13 protein-coding genes are annotated in these 13,922 nt (G+C 72.0%); 11 read left to right on the top strand and 2 right to left on the bottom strand.

Features of this window, described 5'->3' with window-relative positions; translation table 11 throughout:
* Positions 1-137: 137 nt before the first annotated feature.
* Entirely contained in the window at positions 138-665 is a 528-nt protein-coding gene (locus ACFPQ9_RS11570) for a YbjN domain-containing protein (protein ID WP_380850818.1), read from the top strand.
* Between the two features lie 90 nt (positions 666-755).
* On the opposite strand, the gene ACFPQ9_RS11565 is transcribed toward ACFPQ9_RS11570, so the two are convergent.
* Positions 756-1,940, bottom strand: a complete 1,185-nt coding sequence (locus tag ACFPQ9_RS11565; protein ID WP_380850815.1) for a pyridoxal phosphate-dependent aminotransferase — start codon at positions 1,938-1,940, stop codon at positions 756-758.
* Between the two features lie 807 nt (positions 1,941-2,747).
* Here ACFPQ9_RS11565 and ACFPQ9_RS11560 point away from each other — a divergent pair.
* From ACFPQ9_RS11560 to kynU, 10 genes are all read left to right on the top strand, one after another.
* A complete protein-coding gene (locus tag ACFPQ9_RS11560) occupies positions 2,748-3,311 on the top strand; it encodes a DUF2617 family protein (protein ID WP_380850812.1) in 564 nt (187 codons plus the stop codon).
* An 81-nt stretch (positions 3,312-3,392) separates the two neighbouring features.
* Positions 3,393-5,036 (top strand): polyamine aminopropyltransferase, encoded by a 1,644-nt coding sequence (locus tag ACFPQ9_RS11555; RefSeq protein WP_380850809.1) that lies wholly within the window; start codon positions 3,393-3,395, stop codon positions 5,034-5,036.
* A gap of 150 nt (positions 5,037-5,186) precedes the next feature.
* Positions 5,187-6,242, top strand: coding sequence for an SRPBCC domain-containing protein (locus tag ACFPQ9_RS11550; protein ID WP_380850806.1), 1,056 nt, complete (start codon positions 5,187-5,189; stop codon positions 6,240-6,242).
* A gap of 185 nt (positions 6,243-6,427) precedes the next feature.
* Positions 6,428-7,225, top strand: coding sequence for an aldose epimerase family protein (locus tag ACFPQ9_RS11545; protein WP_380850803.1), 798 nt, complete (start codon positions 6,428-6,430; stop codon positions 7,223-7,225).
* A gap of 10 nt (positions 7,226-7,235) precedes the next feature.
* Complete coding sequence (gene pyrE, locus ACFPQ9_RS11540; protein WP_380850800.1) at positions 7,236-7,784, top strand: orotate phosphoribosyltransferase; 549 nt, start codon at positions 7,236-7,238, stop codon at positions 7,782-7,784.
* A 169-nt stretch (positions 7,785-7,953) separates the two neighbouring features.
* Complete coding sequence (gene fbaA / locus ACFPQ9_RS11535) at positions 7,954-8,976, top strand: class II fructose-bisphosphate aldolase (protein WP_380850797.1); 1,023 nt, start codon at positions 7,954-7,956, stop codon at positions 8,974-8,976.
* A gap of 76 nt (positions 8,977-9,052) precedes the next feature.
* A complete protein-coding gene (locus tag ACFPQ9_RS11530) occupies positions 9,053-10,546 on the top strand; it encodes an MFS transporter (protein WP_380850794.1) in 1,494 nt (497 codons plus the stop codon).
* Between the two features lie 70 nt (positions 10,547-10,616).
* Positions 10,617-11,030, top strand: a complete 414-nt coding sequence (locus tag ACFPQ9_RS11525) for a DUF3151 domain-containing protein (protein WP_380850792.1) — start codon at positions 10,617-10,619, stop codon at positions 11,028-11,030.
* 153 nt (positions 11,031-11,183) lie between these two features.
* Entirely contained in the window at positions 11,184-12,056 is an 873-nt protein-coding gene (locus ACFPQ9_RS11520) for a tryptophan 2,3-dioxygenase family protein (RefSeq protein WP_380850789.1), read from the top strand.
* Positions 12,049-13,260, top strand: coding sequence for a kynureninase (kynU, locus tag ACFPQ9_RS11515; RefSeq protein ID WP_380850787.1), 1,212 nt, complete (start codon positions 12,049-12,051; stop codon positions 13,258-13,260). The genes ACFPQ9_RS11520 and kynU overlap by 8 nt, the downstream gene beginning before the upstream one ends.
* On the opposite strand, the gene ACFPQ9_RS11510 is transcribed toward kynU, so the two are convergent.
* The gene (locus tag ACFPQ9_RS11510; RefSeq protein WP_380851038.1) at positions 13,257-13,859 is read right to left on the bottom strand and encodes a TetR/AcrR family transcriptional regulator; all 603 of its coding nucleotides are present in this window, start codon (positions 13,857-13,859) and stop codon (positions 13,257-13,259) included. The two genes, kynU and ACFPQ9_RS11510, sit on opposite strands and share 4 nt — an antisense overlap.
* Positions 13,860-13,922: the final 63 nt, after the last annotated feature.

Here is a 13,922-nt window from a genome sequence, read left to right as displayed (position 1 = left end):
CGGGTACCCGGCGCGGATCGGGTACCCGTCCGGGTGACCGGATCGAGTCAGCCGAGGGCTGACAGCCCCTACCGGGCTTGCCACCCCCCTCCCCGGATGGGGGAGGATGGCGGAATCCGTACGAAGGGAAAATCACGGTGAGCATCGACCCGTCCTCGATTCCGAACTTCGGGGGCCAGCAGCCGCAGCCCGGGCCCCCGCCCGGCCCCGTTGTCCCGGATCAGGACCTCGTGAAGCAGCTCCTCGACCAGATGGAGCTGAAGTACGTCGTCGACGACGAGGGTGACCTCGCGGCGCCGTGGGAGCAGTTCCGTACGTACTTCATGTTCCGCGGCGAGGGTGACCAGCAGGTCTTCTCGGTGCGGACGTTCTACGACCGGCCCCACAAGATCGACGAGAAGCCGCTGCTCCTCGAGTCGATCGACGACTGGAACCGCCGGACCCTGTGGCCCAAGGTCTACAGCCACACGCACGACGACGGCACCGTCCGCCTGATCGGCGAGGCACAGATGCTGATCGGCACGGGCGTCAGCCTGGAGCACTTCGTCTCGTCGACGGTCAGCTGGGTGCGGGCCGCCATCGAGTTCGACAAGTGGCTCGTCGAGCAGCTCGGCCTTGAGCAGGAGGTCAACGACGCGGAGAAGCCGGAGGACGACGAGGAGTAGTCCTCGACAAGCAGGAGCCCGGCCAGGGCACCGGCCGACACGGCCGGGTGCCGGGCCGGGCTCACGCCGTTTTGCAGCGCCCTCGCCGCGCTACATGGCCCGTAGCCGCTTGGCCGCCTCCTCCAGCACCTCCGTGCGCTTGCAGAACGCGAACCGCACGAACGGCGCCCCCGCCTCCCGGTGGTCGTAGAAGACCGCGTTCGGGATGGCGACCACCCCGGCCCGCTCCGGCAGCGCGCGGCAGAAGGCGAAGCCGTCGCTCTCGCCGAGGGGGCGGATGTCGGTGGTGATGAAGTAGGTGCCGGCGGTCCTGAACACCTCGAACCCGGCCTCCGTCAGCCCCGCCGCCAGCAGATCCCGCTTGGCCAGCATGTCCTCGCGGAAGGCCGTGAAATAGCTGTCGGGCAGCGCGAGCGCCTCCGCGACCGCGTACTGGAACGGCCCCGACGAGACGTACGTCAGGAACTGCTTCGCCGAGCGCACGGCCGTGACCAGGCCCGGCGCCGAGGTCACCCAGCCGACCTTCCAGCCGGTGAACGAGAAGCTCTTGCCTGCCGACCCGATCGTCACCGTCCGCTCCCGCATGCCCGGGAAGGTCGCGAGCGGCAGATGCTCGGCGTCGTCGAAAACCAGGTGCTCGTACACCTCGTCGGTCACCACCAGCAGATCCCGCTCGACCGCCAGCTCGGCGATCGCGGCCAGTTCGGCACGGGTGAGGACGGTGCCGGTGGGGTTGTGCGGGGTGTTGATCAGCAGCAGCCGGGTGCGGTCGGTGACGGCGGCGCGCAGCTCGTCCAGGTCCAGCCGGAAGCTGCCCTCGTGCGGCCGCAGGGTGACCGGCACGCGCGTGCCGCCCGCCATGGCGATGCAGGCCGCGTAGGAGTCGTAGTACGGCTCCAGGGCGATCACCTCGTCGCCGGGCTCCAGCAGCGCCAGCAGCGCGGCCGCGATGGCCTCGGTGGCGCCCGCGGTGACCAGGACCTCGGTGTCGGGGTCGTACGACAGCCCGTAGCGCCGCTGCTGATGGACGGCGATCGCGGTGCGCAGCTCGGGGACGCCGGGACCCGGCGGGTACTGATTGCCGCGCCCGTCCCGCAGTGCCCGCACGGCCGCCTCGCGGACCTCCTCGGGTCCGTCGGTGTCGGGGAAGCCCTGCCCCAGGTTGATGGACCCCGTGCTCAGGGCCAGCGCGGACATCTCGGCGAAGATCGTCGTCCCGAACTCGGCGAGCCGGCGGTTGAGCAGCGGGCGGGTCGTGGAGGTCATGCGGGTCATCCTCCGCCCAAGCTCTGGAGTTCCTCAACTCTGCTTTGGGCCGCGGGACGGCCGGGCATCTGACTGCCACGCACCGAGCGGGAGGCGCCCACGGGGGGACGCCCGGATCCGCTTCGGGGGAACGGAAGGAGGCTGACGCCATGGTCACAGGCTTTGTGGTGGCGCTGGTCGCAGTGGTCTTTGTGGTGATCTTCGTGTCCGCCGCGCGCGGCGGCGCACGGCCGTCCCGCCGCACCCACAGCCGCAGGGGGAGCTCGGACAGCGGCAGCGGCAGCTGGTGGGCCGGCGGGGGCGACAGCGGATCGTCCTGCGGGGGTGGCTCCTCCTCCTGCGGTGGTGGCTCGTCATGCGGAGGCGGGTCGTCGTCCTGCGGAGGAGGCGGCGGGGGCGGATGCGGTGGCGGAGGCAGCTGACACGGGGCAGCTGAGCTCCCCGAGCAGGGGGAATCGCATCCGCGTGGAGCGGGGCCGGTGCCTGGGACCGGTCCCGCTTCTCTGTGTCCGGCGCCCGGATCGAGGCGAAAGCGCGGGCGCACCGGCGCACGCCCCGTATCCATCGGCGTACGCCGGAGTTGAACAGTTGAGCTGATAAGCCCTCTGAGGGATGGAAACCCTACGAACTTGGGTAAAAAGTCTGTGGTGGCGCCCTAGTTCATGATTCAGTGAATTTCACCAACGCAGCCCTCGGACGTCCCGCGGACACCCATCTGACCGGCCGATCAATGAGCTGACCGGGCCGACCCCTCCGTGTCGGCCGGGGTGCGCCGGAGACCCACACCTCCCTTTGTTCGCGTAGCGGAGCCGACCCATGCTCACGACCCTGAACACCGCCTACACCGACACGCGCGCGGCCGACCTCGCCTGGGCCCTGGGGCGGGAGCCGCTGCCCGCGCTGGCCGCACTCGACCTCGAACTGACCGGTGCGAAGCTCCAGTTGAGACTGCTCGGCGCGTCCCATCAGGTGCTGTTGGAGGAGGAGCGGGGCCTTTGTTCGGAGACCGTGGCCTGCATGCCCGGCAGCAGCACGCCCCTGCCGCTCGGGGTGGCCAAGCGGGCGGGCGACTGGGAGTACGAGTTCGCCGCCCGCGTGGAGATCCTGTCACCGGGTCAGTTCGCGGGCCGCGCCCAGGAGTTGCTGGCGCTGGTCGCCGACCATCCGCACGGCCTCGCCGGGGTCTTCCCCGGCAGCCCGCACGCCTTCACCGCGCTGCTCGCCCAGCATCACGAGGGGCAGGTCCACTGGCGCACCTGGCACGCGTACCCGCAGGACGGGCAGTTGGTGGCGACGCGGACCAGAGTGGGCGTACGGGTGGCCAAGGGCGCGGCGGGACCCGGGCGGCGGACGGAGCCGTTCGGCCCGTCGGAGGTCTGACGGCGGCGCAAACCACTGGCGCCTCAAGAACACCCGTGTGGGTGACGAAGCGTGCGCATGCCGTAACGTACCGTCGGCAACGTGATCGAGCCGCACGCCCCCGCCCCACCCGGCACCAGGTCGCCCTGGGCGGGTCCGCCGCGGCTCCCGGTCCGGCCGGGCACCGGGCGTTTCCTGGTCCTCGCGGGTGTCTTCGTATGCGCTGCCTGCGGACTCGTGTACGAACTCGAACTCGTCGCCCTCGCCTCGTACTTGATCGGCGACTCGGTCACCCAGGCCTCCGTCGTGCTGTCCGTCATGGTGTTCGCGATGGGCGTCGGCGCCCTCGCCGCGAAGCGCCTGCGCCCGTACGCCGCGGCCGGATTCGGCGCCATCGAGGCCGTACTCGCCCTCGTCGGCGGATCCAGCGCACTCGCGCTGTACGCCGTCTTCGCCTGGACCGGCGACTGGGGCGGAATGTGGGCCGACGGCCCCCGCGCCCTGCTCGTCGCCTTCTCCCTCACCATCGGCCTGCTCATCGGCGCCGAAGTGCCGCTGCTGATGGAACTCATCCAGCGCATCCGGCGCCAGGACGCGGGCGGCGCGGTGGCCGACCTGTTCGCCGCGGACTACGTCGGCGCGCTGGTCGGCGGCCTCGCCTTCCCGTTCCTTCTGCTGCCCCTGCTGGGCCAGTTGAGCTCCGCCCTGATCACCGGAGCCGTCAACGCCGTCGTCGGCGGCGCGCTCGTCCTCGGCCTCTTCCGCGTCGACCTCAGCCGCCGCGCCCGCTGGCTCCTGGTGATCGCCAACGTCACCGTGCTCGGCGTCCTCGCCTCCGCCGCCGTACTCGTCGACGACTTCGAACGGGCCGCGCGGCACGCGGTGTACGGGCAGGACGTACGCGTCGCGGTCCAGACGGACGTCCAGGAGGTCGTCATCACCGGCGGCACCGGCGGCCGGCCCCTCGACCTCTTCCTCGACGGGCGGCTGCGGGTCAGCGGGCGGGACGCACGCCGCTACCACGAGGCGCTGGTCCACCCCGCGATGAGCGGCGAGCACACGCGCGTGCTCATCCTCGGCGGCGGGGACGGGCTCGCGGCGCGCGAAGTGCTGCGCCATGCCGGGGTGCACCGGGTCGACCTCGTCGAAGCCGACCCCGAGGTGGTGCGGCTGGCACGTGAGGACCCCCCGCTGTCCCGGCTCAACGGGCGGGCGTACGACGATCCCCGCGTCCACGTCATGACGGACGACGCCTTCCGCTGGCTTCGGGCGGCTCCGCCGCGGACGTACGACGTCGTCATCTCGGATCTGCCCGACCCCGGGATCACCGCCAGCACGAAGCTGTACTCGCAGGAGTTCTACGGCCTCGCCCGCCGCGCCCTGACACCGCACGGCCGCCTCGCCGTGCACGCCGGGCCCGTGACCTCCCGGCCCCGCGTCTTCTGGACGGCCGACGCGACCGTGCGCGCGGCGGGCCTGCGCACCGCGCCCTACCGCGTCAGCGGCCGCGACTCCGGCTCCACGACCGGCCCCGACCGCTCACCCCGCCCGACCCGGGCGCCCCAGGACTGGGGCTTCATCCTGGCGGCACGGGAGGAGCGACCGGTGCTGCGGCTCGGCACGGGGGAGGGGATGCCGCGACTGGAGACCCTGACCCAGAGCGGACTGAGGGCGGATGCCCGGGCGGCTGAGGAAACGCGGGTGCGGGGGTTGGGGGCTTCGACGGTGGTGCATCCGCGGTATTGAGGTGGGGGGGCTGGGTGGGGGTGGGTGTTCGCCGTGGTGAGCGGGGTGGGGCGTCTGGGGGCGGGAGGATACGCCCGGCGGGCGGGTGTCCGGTGAGAATCCCGGGTTGTTTGGGTGCGGTTCACGCCATGCTGGGTAGGCTCGATCGGCATGGAGCATGAGGTGTTCGTTCCGGTTACGGCGGAGCGGCTCAGGGAGGTGCTGGCCGACCCCGTCCGGGTCGCCCGGGCGGTCCCCGGGCTCCAGCAGGACGCCGGGGCCGAGCCGGTGACCGGCCGGCTGAAGATGCGCGTCGGCGGTCACACCATCACCTACCGCGGTGCGGTGCGGATCTCCGCCCGGGAGGACGGTTCGTACGGCATCGAGGGCGATGCGACCGAGGCGCGCGGGAGCGGGTCCGTGAAGCTGGCGCTCACCCTGCGGGTCGCTGAGGCCGAGGGCGGGGCCACGCTGAGGTTCGAGGGGACCGCGTCGGCGCACGGGCGGGTCACGGAGTTCCCGGCGGAGGCTGTGGGGTCGGCTGTGTCCCGGCTGCTGAATCGGTTTGGGGGGCAGTTGGGGGTGGTGGCTGCGGAAGGGCGGCCCGAGCCGGGGGTTGAGCCTGAGTCGAGGGTTGAGCCTGAGCAGGGGGTTGCGCCCGAGTCGGCGGGCGAGCCTGAGCCGGGAGGCGGCGCGGGGCGTGAGTCCGAGGCGGAGGCTGAGGCTGAGGTTGAAGCCGAGGCCGTGGAGGAAGCGCTGGCGCCCGGGGAGTTCGAGACGCGGGTCACCAGTGACTTCGAGACGACGCCGGAAGCGGATGATGCGGCGGCGCCGGAGCCGGGGCGTGAGGCGGCGCACGGTGAGGGCGTCGCGGGTGCCGGTGAGGATGGCGGCGAGGGCGGCGGTGGGGATGAGGGGGCGGAGTCCACGTCCGTCTTCGACAGCGAGGTGCCGCCGCCGTCGCTGGATCCGCGGGCCGAGGACGAGGAAGCGGAGGTTGAGGGCGGGGAGGACGCGCCCGTCGCGGAGGCGGCACATGCTCGGCGGACGATGATCGGGCGTAGTGCGGAGGAAGTGGATCATGCGCCGCCGCGGGGGCGGTATGCGCCTGTTCCGGCGCCGCAGACTATTGCACCGAACTCGACGCTTCGGTGGGCTGCGCCGGCGGCGGCGTTGGTGCTGGCCTCGGCGATCGTGGTGGGGCGGATGCTGCGGCGCCGGCGCTGAGTTTCCCGCCCCCGCCGCCCCTACCCGTCCCCTCCCCAGGAGCACCGCCCCTTCGCCCCCGCTGGGGCTGCCGCCCCAGACCCCGCTTCGGCCCTGAACGGGCCTCGTCCTCAAACGCCGGACGGGCTGAAATACGTGGACCGGCGCCGTGAGGCGAGGCCCCGGCGGATGGGTAGGGTCGTCCCGTGAGTAACGAACACATCACGCTGACCGCGGGTGACGCGGAGGTGGACGTGCTGCCGGGGAACGGTGGGCGGGTCGGGGGGCTTCGCGTCGGGGGGATCGAGTTGCTGCGGCAGGGGGAGCGGTTCGGGTGCTTTCCGATGGTTCCCTGGTGCGGCCGGATCAGGGACGGACGGTTCCTCGACGGCGCCCGGGTACGGCAGATGCCGCTCAACGCCCCGCCGCACGCCATCCACGGCACCGCCCGCGACGGCGCCTGGAAGGTGGCCCGCGTGGCGGACGGGGAGGCCGTGATCACGTACGACCTGGTCGAGCCGTGGCCGTATGCCGGTCGTGTCACGCATGTCGTCGCGCTCACGCCGGACAGCCTCAGGCTCACCATGTCCGTCGAGACGTACGAGGACTCGTTCCCGGCGCAGATCGGCTGGCACCCCTGGTTCAACCGGAACCTCGGCGGCGACGGAGCCGAGGACGTGCGGCTCGACTTCAGCCCCGCCTGGCAGGAGGAGCGCGGGGACGACCACCTGCCCACCGGGAACCGCATCGAGCCGCTGCCCGGGCCGTGGGACGACTGCTTCGGCATGCCCGACGGCGTCGACGTCACGCTCACCTGGCCGGGGCAGCTGGAGCTGAAGGTCGGCAGTCGCGAGGAATGGGTCGTCGTGTACGACGAGCAGGACGCCGCCGTGTGCGTCGAACCGCAGACCGGGCCGCCCAACGGGCTCAACAGCCTGCCCCGCCTGGTCACGCCCCTGGAGCCGCTGGAGGCCACGACCGTCTGGAGCTGGCGGCGCCTCTAAGCTGGGCGGCATGACTGACGTACGTGGCGAGCTGAAGCAGCAGATCAAGGACAAGGCCGTGGTGCACGGCAAGGTGACCCTGTCGTCGGGGCTGGAGGCGGACTACTACGTCGACCTCCGTCGTATCACCCTTGACGGGGAGGCCGCCCCGCTCGTCGGGCAGGTGCTGCTCGATCTGACCTCGGAGCTGGAGTTCGACGCGGTCGGCGGGCTCACCATGGGCGCCGACCCCGTCGCCGCCGCCATGCTGCACGCCGCCGCCGCGCGGGGTGAGCGGCTCGACGCCTTCGTCGTGCGGAAGGCGGCCAAGGCGCATGGCCTCCAGCGCCGGGTCGAGGGTCCGGACATCGCCGGGCGCCGCGTCCTCGTCGTCGAGGACACCTCCACCACCGGCGGCTCCCCGCTCACCGCGGTCGAGGCCGTCCGCGAGGCCGGCGCCGAGGTCGTCGCCGTCGCCACGATCGTCGACCGGGCCACCGGAGCCGCCGAGAAGATCGAGCAGGGCGCCGGAGTGCCGTACCTCTTCGCGTACTCCAAGGACGAACTCGGCCTGGACTGACGGCGGTCCGCAAGGGCACCCGTCTCGGCTGGTGACAGCCGCTCGGAGCATCCCGGTTCGTCTGGAAAGATGGGGCCGACGATGACGTCGCATCCCTAGGTCTAGGTCAGGGCCGTAAGCCAGAAGCCGTACGCAGTACGTCAACCCGCACACTCCAAGGAGCGGACAGATGCCCATCGCAACCCCCGAGGTCTACAACGAGATGCTCGACCGGGCGAAGGCAGGCAAGTTCGCCTACCCGGCCATCAACGTGACCTCCTCCCAGACCCTGCACGCGGCCCTGCGCGGCTTCGCGGAGGCGGAGAGCGACGGCATCATCCAGATCTCCACGGGTGGTGCGGAGTTCCTCGGCGGCCAGCACAGCAAGGACATGGTCACCGGCGCCGTCGCCCTGGCCGAGTTCGCGCACATCGTCGCCAAGAAGTACGACATCACCGTCGCCCTGCACACGGACCACTGCCCGAAGGACAAGCTCGACGGGTATGTGCGGCCCCTGCTCGCCGTTTCCGAGGAGCGGGTCGCGCGCGGTGAGAACCCGCTCTTCCAGTCGCACATGTGGGACGGCTCGGCCGAGACCCTCGCCGACAACCTCTCCATCGCGCAGGAGCTCCTCGAGCGCGCCCGCGCCGCGAAGATCATCCTCGAGGTCGAGATCACCCCGACCGGTGGCGAGGAGGACGGCGTCTCGCACGAGATCAACGACTCGCTGTACACGACCGTCGACGACGCGATCCGGACCGCCGAGGCCCTGGGGCTGGGTGAGAAGGGGCGCTACCTGCTCGCCGCCTCCTTCGGCAACGTCCACGGCGTCTACAAGCCGGGCAACGTCGTGCTCCGCCCCGAGCTGCTCAAGGAGCTGAACGAGGGCGTGGGCGCCAAGTACGGCAAGGCGTCCCCGTTCGACTTCGTCTTCCACGGCGGCTCCGGCTCCACCGAGCAGGAGATCGCGACCGCGCTGGAGAACGGCGTCGTCAAGATGAACATCGACACCGACACCCAGTACGCCTTCACGCGTCCGGTGGCGGCCCACATGTTCCAGAACTACGACGGCGTCCTGAAGGTCGACGGCGAGGTCGGCAACAAGAAGACCTACGACCCGCGTACCTGGGGGAAGCTCGCCGAGGCGTCCATGGCCGCGCGTGTGACCGAGGCCTGCGGCAACCTGCGCTCCACGGGCACGAAGATCAAGTAGCCGTACGCATTCACCGTACGTGTTCGGTGAGCCCGTCGCCTGTCTACGGCGGCGGGCTCGCTGTATACCTGGGGGCATGCCCGACGTCCGGCTGGCCTCACCGCAGGGCAAATGGATCCTGCTCACCACCGTCCTCGGCTCCAGCATGGCGATGCTGGACTCGACCGTCGTCAACGTCGCCCTCCCGCGCATCGGCGAGGACCTCGACGCCGACCTGGCGGCCCTCCAGTGGACCGTCAACGCGTACATGCTGACGCTGGCCGGGCTGATCCTGCTCGGCGGTTCGCTGGGGGACCGGTACGGGCGGCGCAAGGTCTTCGTGGTGGGTGTGGTCTGGTTCGCCGTCGCCTCCCTGCTCTGTGGGCTCGCGCCGAACGTCGGCGTGCTCATCGCCTCCCGCGCGCTCCAAGGGATCGGCGGCGCCCTCCTCACCCCCGGCTCCCTGGCGCTGATCCAGGCGTCGTTCCATCCCGACGACCGGGCGCGTGCCGTCGGCCTGTGGTCCGGATTCGGGGGCGTCGGTGCGGCCGTGGGCCCGTTCGTCGGCGGCTGGCTGGTGGACGGGCCGGGCTGGCGCTGGGTGTTCCTGCTGAACGTCCCGCTGGCGCTGGTGTGCGCGCCGATCGCCGTACGGCACGTCCCCGAGTCCGGCGACGGCACGAAGCACGGTCGCTTCGACGTGCTCGGCGCGGTCCTGGGTGCCGCGGCCCTGGGCCTGGTGACGTACGCGCTGATCGAGGCCCAGCAGGTCTCGGTGACCGTGTGGATCACCGCGATGGCCGGAGTGGCGGCCGGGGTCGCGTTCGTGTACGTCGAACGTCATCGCCCCGACCCGATGATGCCGCTGGACATCTTCCGCTCCCGCCAGTTCACCGCCGTCAACCTCGTCACGCTCTGCGTCTACGCCGCCTTCAGCGGCTTCTTCTTCCTCGCCGCGCTCCAGCTCCAGGTCGTCTCCGGCTACACGGCGCTCGGCGCCGGTACGGCCCTGCTGCCGACGACCGCCCTGATGCTGCTGTTCTCGGCCCGCTCGGGCGCCCTCGCCGACCGGATCGGCCCGCGTATCCCGTTGACGGTCGGCCCGCTGCTGTGTGCGGCCGGGATACTGCTGATGCTGCGGGTGGGCACGGACGCCGTCTATCTGACGGACGTCCTGCCGGCCCTGCTGGTCCTGGGCCTCGGCATGGTCACCCTGGTGGCGCCCCTGACGGCGACCGTCCTGGCCTCCGTCGACACCGCCCGCGCGGGCCTGGCCAGCGGCGTCAACAACGCGGCGGCCCGGGCGGCGGGCCTGGTCGCGGTGGCCGCGCTGCCGCTGCTCGCCGGGATGGGCGAGGACGCCTACCGCTCGGCCGACGCCTTCGACGCCGCGTTCGACCGGGCGATGCCGATCTGCGCCGGGGTGCTGGTCCTGGGCGCGCTGGTCGCCTTCGCGACGGTACGACCACTGCCGCCCGGCTGCCGCAAGCCGGAATGCCTCCACCACGGCAGCGTGACCGCACCACCCCTGGAGGGCGAGCGAAGCCGGGGCCGCTTGGAGGTGGAGGACAAGGGGGGCACGGGAGCCTGACACCGCGCCCGGCCCCGTCACACGGGCGCCCCGAGCTGCCGTACCCACTCCATGGGCCAGACTGGACCCCATGGCCATTCACGAAAACCTTCTCGGGGGTCCGCCCCCGACCCACCTCCCCGACGACCCCGAGCCGCGCGAGCTGCTCGCCGGCGGCACCGCCCCCGCGGACGTCGCCGCGAAGTACCCGACCTCCTCGCTGGCCTGGGCCCAGCTGGCCGACGAGGCGTTCGAGCGGGGTAGCGTCGTGGAGTCGTACGCCTACGCCCGTACGGGCTACCACCGCGGCCTGGACGCCCTGCGACGCAACGGCTGGAAGGGCCACGGCCCGGTTCCGTGGGAGCACGAGCCGAACCGCGGCTTCCTGCGCGCCCTGCACGCCCTCGCCCGTGCCGCCGGCTCCATCGGCGAGCAGGAGGAGTACGAGCGCTGCTCGCAGTTCCTGAAGGACTCCTCGGCGACCGCCGCCCAGACCCTGGGCTAGCGGCGCGGCTCCGCGCGTGAGGCCCGCCCGCCGATGTGACCAGGCGGGCCTTGCGCCACCCGGGGCGATCCCTGAGGATGCCGGTGGGGACCGGGGCCCCTTTGCCGATAACGGCAGGGCGGACCGCTACCCGGAGTTACACAGGAGACAGCAATGTCCCAGCAGGCTCACCGGTCCGCGGAGACACCCCCGGAAACCTCCCCGGAGACTCAAGAGCCCGAGACCCCCAATCTCGACTTCGCGGGCACCACCCCGTACGAGGACTACGTCAAGGCGGACGTCCTCACCCACCTCCAGCACACCCTCTCCGACGACCCCGGAGAGATGGTCTTCCTGGTCACGACCCAGGTGATGGAGCTGTGGTTCACGGTCATCGTCCATGAGTGGGAGACCGCCGCGCGGGCGCTGCGCGAGGACCGGCCGGGCGTGGCGATCGACGCCCTGAAGCGTTCGGTACGGGAACTGGACGCCCTGAACTCCTCCTGGAAGCCGCTCGGCCAGCTCACGCCGGCCCAGTTCAACGCCTACCGCAGTGCCCTCGGCGAGGGCTCCGGCTTCCAGTCGGCGATGTACCGCCGCATGGAGTTCCTGCTCGCCGAGAAGTCCGCGTCCATGCTCGTCCCGCACCGCGGCGCCCCGCGCGTCCATGCGGAACTGGAGAAGGCGCTGCACGAGCCCAGCCTCTACGACGAGGTGCTGCGCTTCCTCGCCCGGCACGGCTGCGCGATCCCCGCGGCGGTGCTCAGGCGTGACGTCTCGCGCCGCTACGAGCCCTCGGCGGAGGTCGAGGCCGCCTGGACGGCGATCTACTCGGGCGACCAGAACTCCGAGCTCGCCCGCCTGGGCGAGGCGCTCACCGACGTGGCCGAACTGGTGTGGCGCTGGCGCAACGACCATCTGGTCGCCACCCGGCGCGCGATGGGCGCCAAGGCCGGCACGGGCGGCTCGGCCGGCGTGGCCTGGCTGGAGAAGCGCGCGCAGAAGAACGTCTTCCCCGAGCTGTGGACGGCGAGGTCCCATGTCTGAGCTCATGACGAAGGCGGGTGCGCTGGACGCCGCCGACGAACTGGCCGCCGTCCGCAAGCAGTTCGTGCTCGACGAGGTGGTCTACCTCGACGGGAACTCGCTCGGCGCGCTGCCCGCGAACGTTCCGGGCCACGTCGAGGACGTCGTCCTGCGGCAGTGGGGCCGGCTGCGCATCCGGTCCTGGGACGAGAGCGGCTGGTGGACCGCGCCCGAGCGGATCGGCGACCGGATCGCTCCGCTGGTGGGCGCGGCGCCGGGCCAGATCGTGGTGGGCGACTCGACAAGTGTCAATGTTTTCAAGGCACTTGTGGCCGCCGTCCGGATGGCGGAGTCGTCCGCCGGTCCCGGCCGCGACGAGATCCTGGTCGACGCGACGACCTTTCCCACGGACGGGTACATCGCCGAGTCGGCGGCGCGGCTGACCGGCCGTACGCTGCGGCCGGTGACCCCGGCCGAGGTGCCGGACGCGCTGGGCGACCGTACGGCCGCGGTCCTGCTGAACCATGTCGACTACCGCACGGGCCGGCTGCACGACCTGCCGTCCCTCACCGCGGCCGTGCACGCGGCGGGCGCGCTCGCCGTGTGGGACCTCTGCCACAGCGCGGGGGCCCTGCCGGTCGGGCTGGACGAGCACGGGGTCGACCTGGCGGTCGGCTGCACGTACAAGTACCTGAACGGCGGCCCCGGCTCACCGGCGTATCTGTATGTGCGCCGGGACCTTCAGGACCGTTTCGACTCTCCGCTCCCCGGCTGGAACTCGCATGCCGACCCCTTCGGCATGCGCGGCGACTTCACGCCCGCGGAGGGTGCGCTGCGCGGGCGCGTCGGCACCCCGGACATCCTCTCCATGCTGGCCCTGGAGGCCGCGCTGGAGGTCTGGGAGGGCGTGTCGATCGAGGCGGTGCGGGCCAAGTCGCTCGCGCTGACGGACTTCTTCCTGGAGTGCGTCGGGGCGTATGTGCCGGAGGGGCGCGTGGAGCCGGTGACTCCGGTCGCCCACGCGGAGCGCGGCAGCCAGGTGGCGCTGCGCTGCGAGGGCGCCGGGGACGTGATGAAGGCGCTGATCGAACGGGGTGTGGTCGGCGACTTCCGCCATCCGGACGTGCTGCGCTTCGGCTTCACACCGCTGTACGTCGGGTTCGCCGACGTGGAGCGGGCGGCGCGGGTGCTGGCGCGGGTCCTGGTCGAGCGGGCGCTGCGCTAGCCGGCGTACACCCCCGCCACGGCAGCCGCGTGCGCGGCCCGCGCGGCGCGTTCCGCGGCGGGGGCGTCGGGGATCTCCCCGGTCGTCAGCAACTGGTAGTAGAGGGGTGCCGACACCGCCCGTACGACGGCCTCGGCGTCCGTCCCGGCGGGGAACTCTCCCCGGGTCACGCCCTGTTCCACGCACGGTGCCCACTCCGCCACCCGTGCCTCGTAGAACCGGCGCAGCGCCTGTGCCGTACGGGCGTCGCAGGTCGCGGCGGCGATGACGGCACGGAACAGGGCGCCCTGCCGGGGGTCGGCCAGCGTCCGCTGCACCAGCGCCGCGTTGGCCCGCAGATCGCCCAGCGCGGAGCCGGTCTCCTCGCGCGGCTGTGACTGCTCGGCCATGTCGGCGAGCAGATCGGCCACCAGTCCCGTCACCGAGCCCCACCGCCGGTACACGGTCGTCTTGCCGACCTCCGCGCGGCGGGCGACGTCCGCGAGGTCGAGGCCGTCGAAACCCTGCTCCGCCAGCACGTCTCCGGCCGCCCGCAGCACGGCCGTACGGACACGCGCGGTACGTCCACCGGGACGGACGGTGCCGGGTTCGGCGGACATATCGGCCTCCTTGGTGCAGGTGTGCGCCGTGGCTTGATCCACGGTGCCAGCGTAACGAAACGG

Source organism: Streptomyces coerulescens (assembly GCF_042657965.1).
Classification (GTDB): Bacteria; Actinomycetota; Actinomycetes; order Streptomycetales; family Streptomycetaceae; genus Streptomyces; species Streptomyces coerulescens.
The sequence above is the reverse complement of the archived record's forward strand: the minus strand, read 5'-3'. Positions and strand labels throughout refer to the sequence as shown.

Coding starts and splice junctions, on each gene's coding strand:
- fbaA (WP_380850797.1), top strand. CDS start 7,954: ATGCCCATCGCAACCCCCGAGGTCTACAACGAGATGCTCGACCGGGCG.
- ACFPQ9_RS11560 (WP_380850812.1), top strand. CDS start 2,748: ATGCTCACGACCCTGAACACCGCCTACACCGACACGCGCGCGGCCGAC.
- ACFPQ9_RS11510 (WP_380851038.1), bottom strand. CDS start 13,859: ATGTCCGCCGAACCCGGCACCGTCCGTCCCGGTGGACGTACCGCGCGT.
- kynU (WP_380850787.1), top strand. CDS start 12,049: ATGTCTGAGCTCATGACGAAGGCGGGTGCGCTGGACGCCGCCGACGAA.
- ACFPQ9_RS11550 (WP_380850806.1), top strand. CDS start 5,187: ATGGAGCATGAGGTGTTCGTTCCGGTTACGGCGGAGCGGCTCAGGGAG.
- pyrE (WP_380850800.1), top strand. CDS start 7,236: ATGACTGACGTACGTGGCGAGCTGAAGCAGCAGATCAAGGACAAGGCC.
- ACFPQ9_RS11520 (WP_380850789.1), top strand. CDS start 11,184: ATGTCCCAGCAGGCTCACCGGTCCGCGGAGACACCCCCGGAAACCTCC.
- ACFPQ9_RS11530 (WP_380850794.1), top strand. CDS start 9,053: ATGCCCGACGTCCGGCTGGCCTCACCGCAGGGCAAATGGATCCTGCTC.
- ACFPQ9_RS11525 (WP_380850792.1), top strand. CDS start 10,617: ATGGCCATTCACGAAAACCTTCTCGGGGGTCCGCCCCCGACCCACCTC.
- ACFPQ9_RS11565 (WP_380850815.1), bottom strand. CDS start 1,940: ATGACCCGCATGACCTCCACGACCCGCCCGCTGCTCAACCGCCGGCTC.